At 44.8% G+C, this 17,083-nt stretch carries 17 protein-coding genes; 4 read left to right on the top strand and 13 right to left on the bottom strand.

Translation table 11 applies throughout. The annotated features are described in order from the left end of the window. Window positions 1-375: 375 nt before the first annotated feature. The 3 genes from QUB66_RS25570 to QUB66_RS25560 form a co-directional block, all read right to left on the bottom strand. Window positions 376-1,800 carry an MFS transporter gene (locus QUB66_RS25570; RefSeq protein ID WP_265235892.1) on the bottom strand — a complete coding sequence of 475 codons (1,425 nt, stop codon included), beginning with the start codon at window positions 1,798-1,800 and terminating at the stop codon, window positions 376-378. Between the two features lie 380 nt (window positions 1,801-2,180). Continuing rightward, window positions 2,181-2,858: an ATP-dependent Zn protease gene (locus QUB66_RS25565; RefSeq protein WP_265235894.1), complete on the bottom strand. Its 678-nt coding sequence runs from the start codon at window positions 2,856-2,858 to the stop codon at window positions 2,181-2,183. A 213-nt stretch (window positions 2,859-3,071) separates the two neighbouring features. After that, on the bottom strand, window positions 3,072-3,920 hold the full coding sequence (locus QUB66_RS25560) for a DUF3598 family protein (protein ID WP_332970137.1): 849 nt from the start codon (window positions 3,918-3,920) through the stop codon (window positions 3,072-3,074). 18 nt (window positions 3,921-3,938) lie between these two features. Between QUB66_RS25560 and QUB66_RS25555 the strand changes: the two genes are divergently transcribed. After that, window positions 3,939-4,772, top strand: a complete 834-nt coding sequence (locus QUB66_RS25555; RefSeq protein WP_332970136.1) for an SAM hydrolase/SAM-dependent halogenase family protein — start codon at window positions 3,939-3,941, stop codon at window positions 4,770-4,772. 45 nt (window positions 4,773-4,817) lie between these two features. Here QUB66_RS25555 and QUB66_RS25550 read toward each other — a convergent pair whose 3' ends face one another. After that, a complete protein-coding gene (locus QUB66_RS25550) occupies window positions 4,818-5,822 on the bottom strand; it encodes a DNA-methyltransferase (RefSeq protein ID WP_332970135.1) in 1,005 nt (334 codons plus the stop codon). Between the two features lie 183 nt (window positions 5,823-6,005). Between QUB66_RS25550 and QUB66_RS25545 the strand changes: the two genes are divergently transcribed. Then, on the top strand, window positions 6,006-6,809 hold the full coding sequence (locus tag QUB66_RS25545; protein WP_293175231.1) for a helix-turn-helix domain-containing protein: 804 nt from the start codon (window positions 6,006-6,008) through the stop codon (window positions 6,807-6,809). Window positions 6,810-6,897: 88 nt separating this feature from the next. On the opposite strand, the gene leuS is transcribed toward QUB66_RS25545, so the two are convergent. The 3 genes from leuS to aat form a co-directional block, all read right to left on the bottom strand. Continuing rightward, window positions 6,898-9,492 (bottom strand): leucine--tRNA ligase, encoded by a 2,595-nt coding sequence (gene leuS, locus QUB66_RS25540; protein ID WP_332970134.1) that lies wholly within the window; start codon window positions 9,490-9,492, stop codon window positions 6,898-6,900. Window positions 9,493-9,742: 250 nt separating this feature from the next. Next, the gene (locus tag QUB66_RS25535) at window positions 9,743-10,402 is read right to left on the bottom strand and encodes a Uma2 family endonuclease (protein ID WP_332970133.1); all 660 of its coding nucleotides are present in this window, start codon (window positions 10,400-10,402) and stop codon (window positions 9,743-9,745) included. A 100-nt stretch (window positions 10,403-10,502) separates the two neighbouring features. Further along, window positions 10,503-11,081, bottom strand: a complete 579-nt coding sequence (gene aat / locus QUB66_RS25530; protein WP_265235906.1) for a leucyl/phenylalanyl-tRNA--protein transferase — start codon at window positions 11,079-11,081, stop codon at window positions 10,503-10,505. A 64-nt stretch (window positions 11,082-11,145) separates the two neighbouring features. Here aat and QUB66_RS25525 point away from each other — a divergent pair, with 64 nt between their 5' ends. Continuing rightward, complete coding sequence (locus QUB66_RS25525; protein ID WP_265235908.1) at window positions 11,146-11,475, top strand: hypothetical protein; 330 nt, start codon at window positions 11,146-11,148, stop codon at window positions 11,473-11,475. Between the two features lie 223 nt (window positions 11,476-11,698). On the opposite strand, the gene rpsN is transcribed toward QUB66_RS25525, so the two are convergent. From rpsN to rseP, 4 genes are all read right to left on the bottom strand, one after another. Beyond that, window positions 11,699-12,001 carry a 30S ribosomal protein S14 gene (gene rpsN / locus QUB66_RS25520; protein ID WP_265235916.1) on the bottom strand — a complete coding sequence of 101 codons (303 nt, stop codon included), beginning with the start codon at window positions 11,999-12,001 and terminating at the stop codon, window positions 11,699-11,701. Window positions 12,002-12,145: 144 nt separating this feature from the next. Continuing rightward, window positions 12,146-12,790, bottom strand: coding sequence for an endonuclease III (gene nth, locus QUB66_RS25515; protein WP_265235918.1), 645 nt, complete (start codon window positions 12,788-12,790; stop codon window positions 12,146-12,148). Between the two features lie 58 nt (window positions 12,791-12,848). Continuing rightward, window positions 12,849-13,628 carry a Uma2 family endonuclease gene (locus QUB66_RS25510; RefSeq protein WP_332970132.1) on the bottom strand — a complete coding sequence of 260 codons (780 nt, stop codon included), beginning with the start codon at window positions 13,626-13,628 and terminating at the stop codon, window positions 12,849-12,851. A gap of 304 nt (window positions 13,629-13,932) precedes the next feature. After that, a complete protein-coding gene (gene rseP / locus QUB66_RS25505) occupies window positions 13,933-15,033 on the bottom strand; it encodes an RIP metalloprotease RseP (RefSeq protein WP_265235922.1) in 1,101 nt (366 codons plus the stop codon). Window positions 15,034-15,093: 60 nt separating this feature from the next. Between rseP and QUB66_RS25500 the strand changes: the two genes are divergently transcribed. Further along, window positions 15,094-15,216, top strand: a complete 123-nt coding sequence (locus tag QUB66_RS25500) for a hypothetical protein (protein WP_332970131.1) — start codon at window positions 15,094-15,096, stop codon at window positions 15,214-15,216. Window positions 15,217-15,301: 85 nt separating this feature from the next. On the opposite strand, the gene QUB66_RS25495 is transcribed toward QUB66_RS25500, so the two are convergent. Together QUB66_RS25495 and QUB66_RS25490 are read right to left on the bottom strand one after the other, a co-directional pair. Beyond that, window positions 15,302-15,979, bottom strand: coding sequence for a GIY-YIG nuclease family protein (locus QUB66_RS25495; RefSeq protein ID WP_332970130.1), 678 nt, complete (start codon window positions 15,977-15,979; stop codon window positions 15,302-15,304). Window positions 15,980-16,139: 160 nt separating this feature from the next. After that, entirely contained in the window at window positions 16,140-17,003 is an 864-nt protein-coding gene (locus QUB66_RS25490; protein ID WP_265235928.1) for an aldo/keto reductase, read from the bottom strand. Window positions 17,004-17,083: the final 80 nt, after the last annotated feature.

The following is a 17,083-nucleotide window of genomic DNA, read 5'->3' as shown; positions in this document are numbered from 1 at the left end:
CCATCAATTTTACCCTCGCTGATCCACGAATCAACACCAGTTTACTTGACGATAGGGCTTAACCGAGAAGTATTGAGAGTTATCGCACCAATAGCAGCGGGAAACGCGCAACTGGCTGTTTTTTTTTGGAGGAACAGATGAAAGAGGCTGATGACAGATTCCTAAGGGAAGAGAAAGAGTTCGCAAGTGATGCGATAATTTCTCTGGATATCGCCCAGATGAGATTTTTGTAGTTATTGGTTTTTGACTTTACTAATTACCAGAAAGAATTGGTTTAAAGTCGGAACCCTTGTAGGGAGAAATTAAAATCAGACGATTCCTTACTCCACTCCTCTTCCTTCCAGGTAGAAGTCGCTGTCAACTGTCAACTGTCAACTAATTCTGTGCTTTCTTTTCTCGAAGTTTCAACAAAACTTCTGCATGAACTTCGCGGGTAATCGGATAGAAATATGTGAGAATCATGCCGCAAATTAAAGCAATTGTGGGCAGTGGTCCGATCGCAACTCGAATCGCAAACAGCGCAGAATTAGGCTGTACGGGCGCAGCCTGTCCCTGAATTGTGGCGAGAAATCCAGCTTGTTCTAATGCTTGGCCTACCAACCACAAGCCGATCGCCAAACCAATTTTTTGCAGCAACACCATAAACGAATAGAACACGCCTTCGCGTCTTTCGCCTGTTTGGAGTTCGTCGAGTTCAATCACATCCGGTATCATCGACCAAGGTATGAGATAAGCAGTAGAAACTCCCACACCGGCCATAACTGCTAACAGGTACATCTGGACTACTTGTCCTGGTTGCAGGAAAAACAGTCCAGCTTGGGCGATAATCCACAAACTCATGCCCATAAAATAAACGGCTTTTTTGCCATATCGCTCGCTGACTCTACTCCAAACAAATAACATGGCGAGTGCAGTGCCTTGAACGGCGATCGCGGTTTGAGTAAAAGTTGCTGGCGGCAGTCCCATCCAGTTGATGACAAAATATGGCAAAATCGAAGCAGTTAATTGCACTCCCAACCAAGAACAGAGGTAAATTCCAATTACGTACAAAAAAGGACGATTGTTAAAAGCAATCCGCAACTGTTCTCCTATCGGCAAGGAAGTTGAATAGTCGTCTACGGGATTTTCTGCTAATTGAGATAAGACGTGTTTGCGGGTTCCCAAAAAGCACCAGTACAAAGGCAATACTGAAATCACTGCACAGAGTGCGCCTAATATTAAGTATTTTTGGGTATCATCTTTAACTATTGCAAAGATAATTTGCGCTATGATTAGTGACAAAATGCTGCCACCGATCGAGAAAGTAAACCGGAAACTATTAAGGCTAGTACGTTCGTTGTAGTCTTGGGTTAATTCTGGGGTGAGGGCGGTGTAAGGCAGGTTGACGGCGGTGTAGGCTGTATTAAACAAAATGCCGATCGCCACATAGTACCAAAATAGTATCGTGGGGTCTTTGCTGGGCACAATCCACTGCAAAAAGAAGAAGATGCCGAAAGGAATTGCGCCGTAAACCATCCAAGGATAGCGGCGGCCCCAGCGATGAGATGTGCGATCGCTCAAAACCCCGACAATCGGGTCATTGATGGCATCCCAAACCTTACCGATTAGCAAAATGTTGCTAGCAGTCCCCGCAGCCAAACCGGCTACGTTAGTAAAGAAAAACAGCAGGAAAAATACCAGAACATTCGCCGTAATTGCGGGGCCGAGGTCTCCTGCACCGTAAGCTAATTTTGTGGAGAAGCTGAGTTTTTTGGTTTCGGGGTTATTGGCCGCTGGTTCAGGCGGGGAAGTGTTGCTCATAAACTTTTGTTTCGGGATTTTTGGGCAGGCGCAGTCTTTCCAGTAGGAGTATAACTCATGCTATGGCTTAATCACCTGTTGCAGCATTTGGATTTAATTTTTCAGGGCGCTGCTCAGAGCAACGGTCCACTCATGGTTTCAAGAAATAGAATTGTTAAAATTAGATGCGGGCGGGCTTACTAAGTTGTTTTTAGCGATCGGTCTGAGCATGAATACTTGGTAATTCCGAAGTCATAAAGTGTTCTATGTTTCAATTATTGTATGTCAAAAAGCAATCAAACTATTGTGGGCAGTTGCTCCGACAGCGCCCCGAATATTCAAGTTAAATGCGTAACATCTTACTCCAAAAACAATTTTGTTTTGAGATCATTTTTTGGTTTTTACAAGTTTTGCTGGATAATGTCGCAACACTCAGCAACGGTTGCTCTTTCTTCCATTGCTGTGACTAAAGCTTCGTAAGCTGGCTTATGACTTTCGATGAGGTTTTTTGCTCGCAGCGAACCCCAGTTTTGTTTGAGTTGAATTTCGGAATTGGGACGGCGGAGTTGTGTTAAAATGGCGCTGATTTTGGTGCGATCTTCTGCGCCGCCTAGTGCACTGCCATAAACAAAGTTTTCTGCGACTATTCCGGCCATCCACACGGTACAATATTGGTCTAAAAGTTGGGATGAAAGATTGCCGCTTTGGAGTTGAGATGCTAATTGTTTGTCTTCAAATCGGACACCACCTTGGGCTGTTTGACCTTGTTTGAAGGCTTCCCAAGCGTTGAGGGCGTAGCTGGTTACGGGAATTCCTAACAGGTGCGCGACTAGGAAATGTCCGGCTTCGTGATGGAGGATGCGATCGCGCTTTTGCTTGGAACTTCCCCCCAGCCAATCTACTAATATTGTACCGCCTTGACCTTGCCACTGGAAACTGTCGAGGGTGGCTAGCCCCAATAGGCAAAAAGTGGCGATCGCAGGTACGGCCTCTGGTAAGTTGAATAGGGGGCCCAATATAATCGAAACGGTGATGGCGAAGATAGAAATCGCGATAATATTCAAAGAAGTGTCTTTCATATTTGAGAATTGGTAATGGGCAATTGGTAATTTGGAATTGGTAAGTAGGTCGGTACAAATAAACATTAGATGGGGAGATGGGTTCGGCGACTTTTGCCTTGTTCTTCTCGCTTGTATAGGAGTGATTTTTAGATGGATCGGGCGTGTTTTGCCTTGTTCTTCTCGCTTGTATAGGAGTGACTTTTAGCTAAACCCGCCCCTACTAACTAATGACTAATGACTAATTTTGCGTTCAGTAACTAAAGTCAAACTGACCCATTCACCTTTGTCATTATAACTGCGAATCATCCGAAATCGCAAGTCAGGTTCTACCAACCAACCGGCCTCAAAAAATATAGGTTTTCTGAGTTCAATTTTGACAGGTAAAGTGCAAGAACCGCCGTCAGGAAGTAGCAAAACTTGCACGGGCGAAGCACTTTCCTTAAAATTAATCACAGAGCCGTCAATGCTGCCACTAGAACTGATAACATTAGCATTACTGCCAAAAGTGATTTTCTGAACTAGGCGATCGCCATTTTGCAAATCCAATTGTAGTTTGGTAGAATAACGATCGGGAGAACGCCAGTCTGGATACATCATCACGGCCTCGCCCTCCCATTCTCCCAGCAAATCACCAACAGTTAAAGGCGGACGTTCGGGGACATTTTTATCGAGCTGTTTTTCGCGAATTAAGGTAAGTTGTGAGAAATTGCCGTCGGTATTGTAGATCATAAGGAAGCGCAACCGGCGATTATTGTAGATAAAACCAAACTCGGCACCGCACTCAGAAAAAGGCGCTAGTTGAATAGTACCCTGAGAAAAAGATCCATTCTCAAAAAATAGGATATCTCGTCCCAAAGTTTGATATTCTCGAAAAAGTTCGCTGACTTGGGGTTCGCCGACACCGCTAGGATTTGGGGAGAAACGCCGCAGTTTTAATCGTACAGTTTTGTTCTCGTTGAGTCCTTCGATAGAAATAATACTTGGAGTATCTTGCATTACCTCTCCCCGCACTGATAGCTGAGTGAAGGAACCGTGCCATTCTCCTAAGTTTTGCAAAAAGTTTTCCCACTGCGCTACCATATTCTTACCTTTGGATTTATGTCTAAAAATAGAATTATAACTCTACTGACGGATTTTGGATTAAGCGATGTTTATGTGGGAGTGATGAAAGGTACGATCGCCCAAATTAACCCGCAGTTAAAAGTCATTGACATTACGCACCAAATACCCTCGCAAAATATTGCGGCGGCGAGGTTTTGTTTGATGGCTGCTTTTGCTTATTTTCCAGCGGAAACCGTACACATTGCGGTTGTTGATCCGGGTGTGGGTAGCAACAGACGCGCAGTTGCAATTAAATGTGCTAATTGCTTCCTTGTCGGGCCTGATAACGGGTTGTTTAGCGGGGTGTTGAGTCGGGAAAGTGCGTTAGCGAAGCCCTCGAAGAGGATCGCCGCTGTGGAGTTGACGAATTCGCAATATTGGCGTATACCCGAACCCAGCAGCACCTTTCATGGTCGCGATATTTTCGCAGCAGTGGGCGCTCATTTGGCGATCGGGGTGCCGCTGGAAGAGTTGGGAGAGTGCATCGACCCTGCAAGTTTAGTGCAGCTACAGATACCAAATTGCGCCGTTACAGCCACAGGTGCGGTAGGTTGCGTTCAATATGTCGATCGCTTCGGCAATCTAATTACTAATATCCCGAATAATTGCATTGTATCTAACAATTGGTCAGTGATAATTAGTAATAGTTGCGATCCAATTCGCATCCCCAGCGGTAAAACTTACAGCGACAGCAAGCTAGGGGATTTAATTGCCATAATTGGTTCAGACGGTTGGCTAGAAATTGCCGTTAACGGCGGCAGCGCTCAATCCGTCTTGCAGCTAGAAGTTGGAAGTAGAATCGAAGTGCTTTTTGGAGTTAATCAAGTTTAGCTGCCAATTGCGGTAATTCAATAAATAATCAGCGACCCAACAGCCTTAAAAACAATAATTATTGACCTCAAAAAGTAGCATACTCTGAGGCAACAGGAATCCAGATGGCTCCTCTGTTAAAAGTTTATGGTATATTTCATCAGCTTGCCACAAGGATTCTTCAGGTAAAAATCTAAATATTGACGCAGCAATATATTGTTTCTCTTGTTCAAAACTAATCCACTTTCTTGATAGTTCTTCTGCTGCGTAACCAGTCGTATTAGAACCAGAAAAAATATCTACTACTAAATCTCCAGGTTCAGTAAGAAAATTGACAAAAAATGACGGTAACTTTTTGGGAAAACGTGCCGGATGCACCTTAACATTAATCTCTTTGCATAAGCGCAGGTATTGAGAATTACTATCCGCATTTGAAAATTCTAGCAAATTAGATGGCAGAGCACCTCCATTATCTTTGGCAAATTTATCACTAATCTGATGACCGGAAGGACGTTCCTTGGGAGTATAAAATTCATCAGCATTTTTCAAAAGTTTTTTCATTCTCTCAGAATACTCTACTTTGACTTTAGTAATATTCGCTTGAGGCTGATTAGTTTTGGAAAGCCACCAAACAGGATTAACAGAATCTTTTGCCCGAATTTTCTTTTTATTTACCCACTCTATAGGAGATGGAAGTTTTGAAGGATTAAACCAGAAAAACTCTTGAGCAAGTTTAAATCCATACTCGTCGCATAGCCTAATAAGCACGCGGTAATTATACAACGACCTTACAGGTATCCCTTTTTGATAAGCACCGCCAAGGTCTATCACAAAACTTCCCGTGTCCTTGAGAACTCTTTTAATTTCCGGTGCAAATCCCAGTAACCAGTCAACATATAAGTCTTGGTCTTCATTTCCATAACTTTTTTTACGTTGTAGTGCAAAAGGAGGGGATGTCATCACCAAATCAACAGAATTACTAGCAAGAGAATTGAGGAGATGAACAGAATCTCCCAGATAAGCTTGACCGTACTTGGTGCTATAAACTGGGGCGGGCAAAATATTACTCATATCTAATTGAACATTATTCCAAGTTACAAAATACAGAGTGCGATCGATTTTATGGTCATTGTAGCTTAACTCGTACTGAAAGTACGACTAAATCCGTACTTTCAGTACCTTCTTTAAGATGTAAATTCTTCGTACTATTCAAAAATCGGACTGTCAGTACGTTTTTTTCAAATAGTGAAGGGTATGAATTACAAGGAAGCTAGACAACTGTTTGCCGCAAAGGTAAGTCAGTTGCGCCGAGAAAAAAGGATGACACAGGAGGAGTTAGCCGAACTCACAGATAAGACTACTGACTATATCAGTTTATTGGAGCGGGGTGAAAGATCGCCATCCTTTGAAGTCATTCTGAATCTCGCTGAAGCTCTAGACGTACCAGCTAGTTATTTATTGAGCTTTAGTCAAAGCGGTGAAAGTACGGCTATCCTTAATACCCTGATAGCTGAGCCAGTTTCTCCTTCGGTAGTGGAGCCGGTTGAAGAGCCTATTACTACAGAAAACGAACGCAGTTCAGATGCTAAACGGCTAGAAGATGCGATGAAAAGCATCCAAGAATTGCAAAATCTGGCTAGTGAATATGGTATTGCGGATATTTTTCAAGATAACGGGGGAAAGACTTTACAGTTATTAATCCTTTTAGGGCTGCGGATATCGCCTGGACGAGAAGGAAACGATGCTATTGATGCTGAAGGAAAAGAATACGAACTTAAAACAATAAATATTGCCCTCAATAGAAGTGGTGGGGTCACTACTCACCATCATTTGAATGAAATTATACTTAACAAATATCGCAGAGTTGAAGCTTGGTATATTGGACTGTATGAAGGCATAACTCTCAAAGAGATTTATAAACTTACACCTGAAATGCTGGAACCTAAATTTAAAGAATGGGAAGAAAAGGTGAGGCTAAGAAACGAACCGCTAAACAATCCTAAAATTCCCTTAAAGTTAGTTAGAAAAGGGCAACTTGTCTACTCTCATAGTAAATAATAGTTGCCCTGTCAATCTTTAAAGGAGATTAGGTTGTATTTGTGTAGCGTAGCAGTGATATATGACTGACAAGTACAGACTTTTACACTCAAGCTACCACGAAATTAACCAACTTTCCAGGAACCACAATCACCTTTTTAACCTCCTTACCTTCAAGGTGGCGCTTAGCCAAATCCGACTCGCGGGCGTAGTTTTCCAAAGCAGCTTTATCAGCACCAGAAGGCACTTGAATCGTGCCGCGCGTCTTGCCCATAACTTGAATTACCAGCGTAATTTCATCGGTAATTAAAGCAGATGGATCGGCAATCGGCCAACTTTGTACGTGCACGGATTCGCTGTTACCAATCAAATGCCACAATTCATCAGAAATGTGCGGCGAAAAAGGTGCTAACAGCAAAATCAAAGTATGAATTCCCTCTGCATAAACAGGCGAATCCTTACATTTAGCATCAGCCAGCGCATTGTTCAATTTCATCATTTCCGAAACAGCAGTATTGAACTGATAGTCGCCCTCCAAATCTTCTCGCACTTCCTTAATTGCTGTGTGAATCGCCCGCCGCAAATCCTTCTCAGCTTTGCTCAACACATCTTTCTCCCCTTGGTCGGGGTGAGCTTGGCTTAGCACATCTTTCTCCCCCCCTTGGCAAGGGGGGGCTGCGGGGGGTGAAGCAAACTCTGTTACCACGCGCCAAACGCGATTTAAAAACCTAAATTGCCCTTCAACATCAGCGTCATCCCACTCCAAATCTTTCTCAGGTGGCGCTTTGAATAAAATAAACATCCGCGCCGTATCAACCCCATATTTCCCCATAACTTCCAAGGGGTCAACACCGTTGTATTTAGATTTAGACATCTTCTCATAGAAGACTTCCAAAGCTTCGCCAGTTTGCGGATCTTTAGGATTTTCCTGGTCTACATCTGATGCAGCAACGTATTTGCCAGTCACAGGATTTTTGTAGGCTTTTGCTTGCACCATGCCTTGAGTTAATAGGCGTTTAAATGGTTCATCGCAATTGATTAAACCCCGATCGCGCAAAACCTTCGTAAAGAACCGCGAATACAGCAAATGCAGGATTGCGTGCTCGATCCCGCCGACATATTGGTCTACCGGCATCCAATCATTCGTCTTCGCAGAATCAAAGACTTGATCGGGATTTTGAGCATCAGGATAACGCAAAAAATACCACGATGAATCCATAAAAGTATCCATCGTATCCGTTTCCCGCTGCGCCGGAGTCCCGCAACTTGGACAAGGAACGTTTACCCATTCTGGCATCTTTCCCAAGGGCGAACCTTTACCAGTAAATTGTACATTTTCCGGCAACAATACGGGTAAATCAGATTGCGGGACTGGGACTGTTCCGCAATTAGGACAGTGAATTACCGGAATCGGAGCGCCCCAATAACGCTGGCGAGAAATTAGCCAATCTCTCAAGCGATATTGCACTCGCGCTTTGCCACAACCTGAATTTTCGGCAGCTTTAATTATTGCTGCTTTGCCTTTAATTGAATCCATCCCGTTGAAGCTTTCGGAATTAATCATAATTCCTGGTTCGGTGTAAGCTTCCGTCAGCGGAACTTCATCATCATCCACAATTACTATTTTAATTGGCAGTTGATATTGATTAGCAAATTTGAAATCTCGCGTGTCGTGGGCTGGTACTCCCATGACTGCGCCAGTGCCATATTCGTACAGCACGTAATCGGCAATCCAAATTGGAATTTCTTCATCGTTGAAAGGGTTGATTGCTTTGCCGCCTGTGGGGATGCCACGCTTCGGTTTGTCATCAGCCGTGCGATCCATTTCGCTTTGCAATGCAACTTCTTTGATGAAGGTTTCTACAGCCGCTTTTTGATCTGCCGTGGTCACGAGCTGAGTTAACGGATGTTCCGGTGCTAAAACAACGTAACTCACGCCATAAATTGTATCGGGACGGGTGGTAAAAACGGCAACTTTTTCATCCATGCCGACAATGGGAAATTCTAAGTAAGCGCCGACTGATTTACCAATCCAGTTGGCTTGCATTAATTTGACTCTTTCGGGCCAATCTGGCAATTTATCTAAGTCGTTTAATAACTGTTCGGCGTAATCGGTAATTTTGAGGAACCATTGCCGCAATAATTTGCGCTCGACTTTGGCACCGGAACGCCAGGAACGACCTTCGTTGTCTACTTGTTCGTTTGCTAAGACGGTTTGGTCGATCGGGTCCCAGTTAACTGCGGCTTCTTTCTGATATGCTAATCCTGCTTCTAGAAATTGCAAGAACAGCCACTGTGTCCACTTATAATAATCGGGAGAACAGGTTGTAACTTCTTTTGTCCAGTCGAAAGAAATACCCAGGCGACGAAATAAGCCTTTCATCTGGGCAATATTTTCATACGTCCATTTTGCGGGGGGAATTCCGCGTTCGATGGCCGCATTTTCTGCCGGCAAACCAAAAGCGTCCCATCCCATCGGATTCAATACGCGATAGCCTTGCATCCGCTTGAGTCTGGCAATTACATCGATGATTGTGTAGTTGCGGACGTGGCCCATGTGCAGGCTTCCCGACGGGTAGGGGAACATGGATAAGGCATAAAATTTAGGCTTTTCGGTATCTTCTGGCATTTGGTCTAAGTTTTGCTCAGCCCATATCTGCTGCCATTTTTCTTCTATGGATTGGGGGTTGTATTTGGAGTCCACAGCAATTGCTCCGTGCAGAGTTTAGTAATGTTTGCTTCAGTATTTTTGCACATTCATGGGGCCACGATTAGGATTCTTTTGCACCCCCAAGGATTTTGGCTCAAATATCTGTATTATATATTGTAGTATATGCGATTTTCGTTGGGGGCGATCGACCAAATCTCTCCGTTTGTCCTGAAAAAAGTAAATAACTGCAATCTGTAGCAACCCGATTTCTTTAAAAAACCGGGTTTCTACTCGTTGTTTGGGCTTAGATACTATCTGGATCAATGTTCAATTCGCGCAGTTTGGCGGCTAAACGTTCGGCACGCTGCGAGGCTGCTTTGGCACGCTCTCGCTCTAGTAGTCGCTCTGCATTTATTTCGGAAGGGGAAAGAAACTTTTCTCCATCAGGTTTATAAATTTCTAACCCTGATTCTGGCAGCTCAAACCGCACTCCTAGTCTCGGACTTATCCATCCCTCCATCGGTTCAATTGGTTCTAAGCTTCCTTCAATTTTTTGCCAACCTTCCAACTCATTTATTTCGGGGTCGTAAAGGTAATATTCCTCAACTCCATAGCGATTGTAAAATGAAAGTTTTTTGTGCATTTTTGTGTTGCTGTCGTTGTGGGATCGAATCTCAAAGACGACTTGAGGAGCAATATTGTCTTCGCGAGATTGTATGTAGGAACTTCGATCGCCTTTTGGTCTGCCCAATATTACCATCGTATCTGGTGCTTGAGAAATGTCATTTCTTCTCTCAACCGGATACCAGAGTAAATCGGCTGCTACAAACACGTTGGGGTTATCTTGAAATAGCGACTCGCAACCTTCTTTGATGGTGACAATTAATTTGTATTGAATTGTACTTTCGGCCATTGGTTCACCGTCGCTGGATGGATAAATGATTTCTTCGGTTGTGACTTGCATTGTGGTTGTCTCCGAGAAGTATTTATGCTTGATTATACTATTTTTTGAAGTAGGCATATCGGGTGAGGACGCGGCAGTGCTATTTGCCTGACAAGAATATTCACAATAGCGAACAGCGGCGCTTTAAAGCTGCTTGCAAAAGAATGTTGTACTGTTTTTGGTTGACAGTATATGCTCCGAATCTTTCCAAGTGGGGATTGTTCATTTGAGCGTCAAAAAGTAGATAAGATCGATCGCGCAATCTCTCCACCAACTTCACCATCGCCACCTTAGAACCTTCGGGAATGCGGTAAAACATGGATTCCCCGATAAATGCGCCACCTATAGACAATCCCAAAATACCACCCGCCAATTCGTCGCCGCACCAAGTCTCGAAGCTGTGAGCCCAACCAGCCTCATACAAACCCCAGTAAATCTGCTTGAGCTCCTTAGAAATCCACGTCGTTTCTCGATCGGCACAACCCTCAACCACCGCCCCAAAATCGCGGTTCACAGCCACCGAAAACCGATTTTGATTCAAGGCCCGACGGAGCGAGCGCGGATAGGTAAATCTCTCATCCAGCGGTATCAGCGCCCGCTGCCGGCTCGAATACCACCCCAAACTCTCCTCGCCATCATTCGCCATCAAGAAGTAGCCTTGCGCGTATCCCTGTATAATTGACGGTATATCATATTGCATATATTTATCAGTTGTCCTTTGTTCACTAACCTTTCAAAGTCAACATTAGCAATTAGGAATAATTATGTCTGAAACCATCAAACCTATTACCTTACCGCCCGCCCAAAACCCCGAACAAGAAAGCCAATGGCTGCAAGAAACACTCCTGGCATGGCTAGACTCTGAGTTTATCCCAGAAGCCGCCAACCAGCAAATAGCTAAAAGAGCCGCCCAAATCTACCTCCGCCAGCGTATGGAAGGCGAAAACGACGTGGGCAGCCTCGTAATTGCGATCGTCACCGAAATGCAGGCTTATGATTTTTCTAAAAGCTTTTACGGCGAATTTGCGATCGCCAATGCCGTCAGTGACTTATTACTCGAAAGTCTCGGCATCGATAAATGCTGCGGCCAATGAAGTAAGAAAGAGGAAGAAGGAAGAAGGAAGAAGGAAGAAGGAAGAAGGAAGAAGGAAGAAAGTCTGAAACAAAAATTGACCCTAAATATAATCTTGCCGATTATTCATAAGTTTTTCTTCATTCCTTCTTCTTTCTTCCCTCTCTCGCGACGATAACTAAACCCTTCTTTCTTCTATCCGTTAAATTCGTTACGAAATCCGTTGCCGAACTTCCTTCTTTTTACTACCAGCTAGACTTCACAACACCGGGCAAAAGACCTTCGTGAGCCATTTCTCGCATCATGTTGCGAGACAGCCCGAAATCGCGATAGTAACCTCTGGGGCGACCAGTTGCCCAGCAGCGGTTACGCAAGCGAGTGCGCGAACTGCCGCGGGGTAGCTGTTGCAGTTGGCGGTGAATGGCCATTTTGTCCATCTGATTCGCAGCTTGGTCAAACTGGTCTTTCAGGTCTTCGCGCTTGTCAGCGTACTTGTCTACGAGTCTTTGGCGCTTTTTCTCGCGCTCGACCATGCTCTTTTTAGCCATAATCTGTTTATATCCTTAGATAAATCACAATCTAGTATTTTACTATATTCTGGTCATTTGCGATCGCTTTTATTTTAATTATTTTTTTCTTAACAAGATTTTTAGCCACAGGGATCTTACCTATCTCTGAAAATAGTGCCACATCTAACTATTAGCAGAAGGACACAAATCTGCAAGTTCGCAAATATTGCAAATCGGCTTTCTCGCATTACAAACCGCCCTACCGTGATACACCAACCGAATCGACCAATTTTCCCAATCCGGCTGCGGCAACAATAGCATCAAATCCCGCTCGATCCGAATCGGATCGGCGTGTTCGGTCAATCCCAACCGCTGACTCAAACGCTTGACGTGAGTGTCTACAGTCACGCCCAGATGAAGACCAAAAGCGTGAGCGAGAACGACATTAGCCGTTTTGCGGGCAACTCCGGGCAATTCTAGCAGCAGTTCCATTTGCTGCGGCACTTGATTATTGAATTTATTGACGATCGCCCAACAAGCAGCTTTAATATTTTTAGACTTATTCCGGTAGAAACCAGTCGATCGCACCAGACGCTCCAATTCATCCAAATCAGCATTTGCCAAAGCCACCGCATCCGGGAAGCGCTCAAACAACGCCGGCGTTACCAGATTTACTCGCTCATCCGTACACTGAGCCGAGAGAATCGTCGCCACCATCAACTGCACGGGAGTTTCGTAGTTGAGAGTGCAAGGGGCTTCTGGATACAGGCGTTTGAGGCGAATCAAAATTTCGAGCGATTTTTGTTTTAAACTTAACTTTTTAGTCATTAGTCATCAGTCATTAGTCATCAGTCATTAGTCATCGATCGAACTTAATCTTAGTCATTTACAACTGATTGGGGTCAATTCCCATGTCTCGGAGCCGAGCTTCTAAAGCCTGCGATCGCGATCGTTCTTGTTCCAGCATAGTTTCTGCCTGTTGAGTGCGCTGCCGTTCTTGTTCCGCTCTTGATTCTGCTTGTTCGGCTCTTTGCTGTTCTTGTTCGGCTCTTGATTCTGCTTGTTCGGCTCTTGATTCTGCTTGTTCTCGAAGTTGAGCGAGCTCCACAAAACTCACAAACGGTGTTCCATCAGGCCTGAATATTTGCAGTTCAGTTTCTGATACTTGAAACCGCACTCCCATTCTTGGACTTACCCAGCCGTTGACTTGTTCGATTGGTTCTAATCGTTCCTCTCGGCGCTGCCATATAGTTAAATCTACATTTGCCGGATCGTAAAGATAATATTCTTCTATGCCGTACTGTTCGTAAAATCTCAGTTTTTGCAGCATCGGAGTCAGGCGATTTCCCCGCGACCAAATTTCAAACGCGACTTGTGGCGGAATGTTATCTTCATGCCATTGTTGGTAAGACCCTCGATAACCTTTCGGTCTTCCAAAGGCTACCATCACATCTGGCGCTTGAGCAATTTTGTTGTTTCCTTCTACTGGATACCACAGTAAGTTTCCCGCTACAAAAACATCGGCCATGCTGGCAAATAACAGTTCTAAATTTTCTTTGATCCACACGATCAATCTAAACTGTTCAGTATTATCTGACATTGGTTCTCCGTTATCATCTGGGTAGATAACTTTTGATTTTTCGGGAGATTGCAGTTGTGTAACCATTGCTGTTTCTCCTATTTTACTGGTTGATTTATATTACTCATCAGCCATCAGTGATTTCATTCAGTTGACAGTTGACCGTTGACAGCGAACTCTACTTAGAAGGAACAGGATTGGAGTAATGAATCGTCTGATTTTAATTTCTCCGTAAAAAGGAGAGGCTTTAAACCAATCCTTTCTGATCATGACTAATGGCTGCTGACTAATCACTAATGATAACTATCAACTATCAACTGCCAACTGCCAACTGTCAACTATCAACTGGCAACTGCCAACTGTCAACTGTCAACTGACTACTGTCAACTGACTACTGCTGCCGGAGAGTTCGCACCAAATCAAAGCCAGCCAAATTAGCAGTATCGCGAACAATCAAGAAAATTCCCAAACCCAACAACAGCACCAAACCAGTCTGCATCACATTTTCCTGAATGCGGTTCGGCAGAGGCTTACCACGCAGTGCTTCTATTAACAAAAAAGCTAGTTGACCGCCATCCAAAGCAGGTAAAGGCAAGATATTAATCACAGCCAAATTGATGCTAATTAACACGGCAAACTGAAACAAATTCGCTGCATCCGATCGCGCAATCCCTGCACCAATGGCTACAATTGCCACGGGCCCGGACAGCTTTTCGGCAGTCTGGCTGAAATTGCTAACTAACTGCCCGAAACCTTGAAACGTCAGCACTACAATCCGCTCAAATTCAGTCGCCGCCTTGCTAAATGCTTCTACAATTCCCGCCCGCTGCCGCACGACAGTACCGTTAGAAGTTAGCTGCACGCCAATCTTACCTTTACCGTCAGGTGACAATTCAGGAGTAACTGTGACCACAAATTTCTGTTCTGCGCGCTGAATTTCCAACGCCAGGGCTTTGTTGGGATTATTTTGGATTGCTGCGACTAAAGATTTGATTGCTTCGCCGGAAGCGCCCAATTCCTTGCCATCAACGGACAGAACAATGTCGCCCGATCGAATTCCCGCTTGTTTCGCCGCCGAACTAACTTCCGCCGCCACTTCCGGGACTTTAACACCCGGTAGGTAGTTCAGGGATGCTGCACCGACGGTAGTCAATTGCACCACCAGCAGGAAATAAGCAAAAACTAAGTTGGCAATTACCCCTGCACTAATCACGATCGCCCGATCGAACACAGGGCGATTTCGCAACAAATTCGGGTCATTTGGAGGAATAGCGCTGTCTGGATCGTCATCCGGGAAACCCACGAAACCTCCCAGGGGAAAGGCGCGGATGGCGTATTCTGTTTCCGGGCCTTGATACTTCCAGAGGATGGGGCCGAAACCGATGGAGAAGCGGTTGACGTGAATGTGTTGCAGTCTCGCCGCCAAGAAGTGGCCGAGTTCGTGAACGACAATCAAGATACCTAAAACTGCGATCGCTGCCAAAACTGACATGAAGGATTCCACTAACGCTTTTACTTGACTTTGACTTATTTTAATCTGTTTTCAATATCGATGGCTGGCGATCGACAATTTTCAGTCAAACTGGAAGATGATGTTTTTTTGGGAAGTCCCGGCGTGGCGATCGACCGGACACTACCAAGCGATCGCGCGATCGTACTCGTAGGGCGGTTTTAGCGCGAAATCCTCGCATCCGGCACGCAATCTCCGAACAAAACCCACCCCGCTTTACGACAAACGAAAGTTGATCTAGCAGCGAATTTTATTCGTCGGACTTTGTTTCCTGGGTTTGCGATTGAATCACCGCACTCCAATCATCATTGTTAACTGCGGCTTCTAGATGTTGGTGTCGTTCGCCGTCAATTTTAGCGGCTGTTTCTAACTCTTTAGTAAGAGTAGAATCTGCCATTGCTTTGCGCAATTTTAGCTTCTTTTCCTCATAAGCTTGTTGCTCCGTGGCCGACATTGCCGATCGCGCTGCTTGACCTACCGTACTCGCCCACATCTCGCTGTCTACATCATTTCCCGGCGGAATAGTGCCGAGTTCTGCTATCCAAGTATCCCGCAAACTTTCCATTTCTTCCCGTTTGGGGAATTTGAAAGTTTGCACGCGCACAAAAGCACAATTTTCCGCGCCGTTTTGGGCGATATGACCATTGATTGAAAGCAGGATATTTCGCGAATAACCTACATATTGAGTATTGCTGGAAGCATCGATTACAGCGTAAACACCGGCGACTTTGGCGTTAGTTGCTAGAGCGCGCCACGTATCGATCGACATTACTTGCGTACCGTCATTTTCTACTTCCGAAATAGCCGTCGATGCGCTATGTTCTGAGTCGGAACTGTATAAAAAATTGTGCAGTCCTTCATGGGCGATAGGTACGTTTTGATGTTCAATTGCTACGTCTCCATCGGTATTCACTTGATTGACTTCCATAAAACTCATTTCCTCACAAAGGGGTAACTTAACTAATTAAATCTCTGGTATTATAAGCTCTTCTGCATTCAAATTGTATATCAAAAATTAATAAATTTTGTGGGGGTGGGCTTCAAGCCCGCCCCAAATATGCAATTTAAATGCCCAACAGCTTACGTATTTAACTTGCTGCAATTTGTTGCAATTCTTCGTCAGTCAATTTAACTTCGATCGCCCCCACGGAGTCTTCAATGCTGGATAGTTTTGTCGCGCCGGGAATCGGAACGACGCAGGGGGATTTTGCCATCAACCAGGCTAATACTATACAGTAAACTGAAACGTTTTTTTCTGCGGCTAATTTGGCGATCGCGGGCATATCTTGCAAGCTGGTGGCGCGACGGCTTCCCCCCAAAGGACTCCAGGGGAAAAATGTCAGTTTTTCGGCTTCGCAATATTCCAGTACGCCGTCGGATTCCGGCTGTCTGTGCCACGGATTGTACTGATTCTGCACCGAGACAATTTCTACTGTGTCGCGGGCGCGTTTGATCTGCTCTACAGAGAAGTTGGAAACTCCGATAAATCGAATCATTCCTGCTTCTACTGCTTCTTTTGCGGGTGTTAGGGCTGCTTCGATTGTATAGGCTGGATCGGGCGAGTGGTACTGCCAAAGGTCGATCGGCTTTTGACCGCCCAAAGCTTCAAAACTTTCGCGAATTGTCTTACGCAAATGGTGGGGATTGCCGTTGCGCGTCCAGGCGCCTTGAGGGCGCATTAAGCCGCCTTTCGTGGCGACAGTAACCGCCCGAATATCTCCGGTGTACTCTTGCAAAGCTTTGGCAATCAAGTGCTCGTTGTGGTGTTTGTCGGATTGATCTTCGCAATAGGAATCTGCGGTGTCAATCAGGGTGACACCCAAATCGAGGGCGCGGTGAATTACCGCAATTGCTTGCGATTCCGGCGGCTTGCCGCTTAAGGACATTGGCATACATCCAAGACCGATCGGACTGATATTGAAATTACTGTTGCCCAGTTTTTTTGTTTTCATTCGTTTGCCCTCGTTTGCGTGGTTGATTGAGAGTTGAGATTTCAATATAAGGATATGTTGAAATTTTACTTTATTTTGAA

It is taken from the genome of Microcoleus sp. A2-C3, from assembly GCF_036706065.1.
Taxonomy (GTDB): Bacteria; Cyanobacteriota; Cyanobacteriia; order Cyanobacteriales; family Microcoleaceae; genus Microcoleus.
The sequence above is the reverse complement of the archived record's forward strand: the minus strand, read 5'-3'. Positions and strand labels throughout refer to the sequence as shown.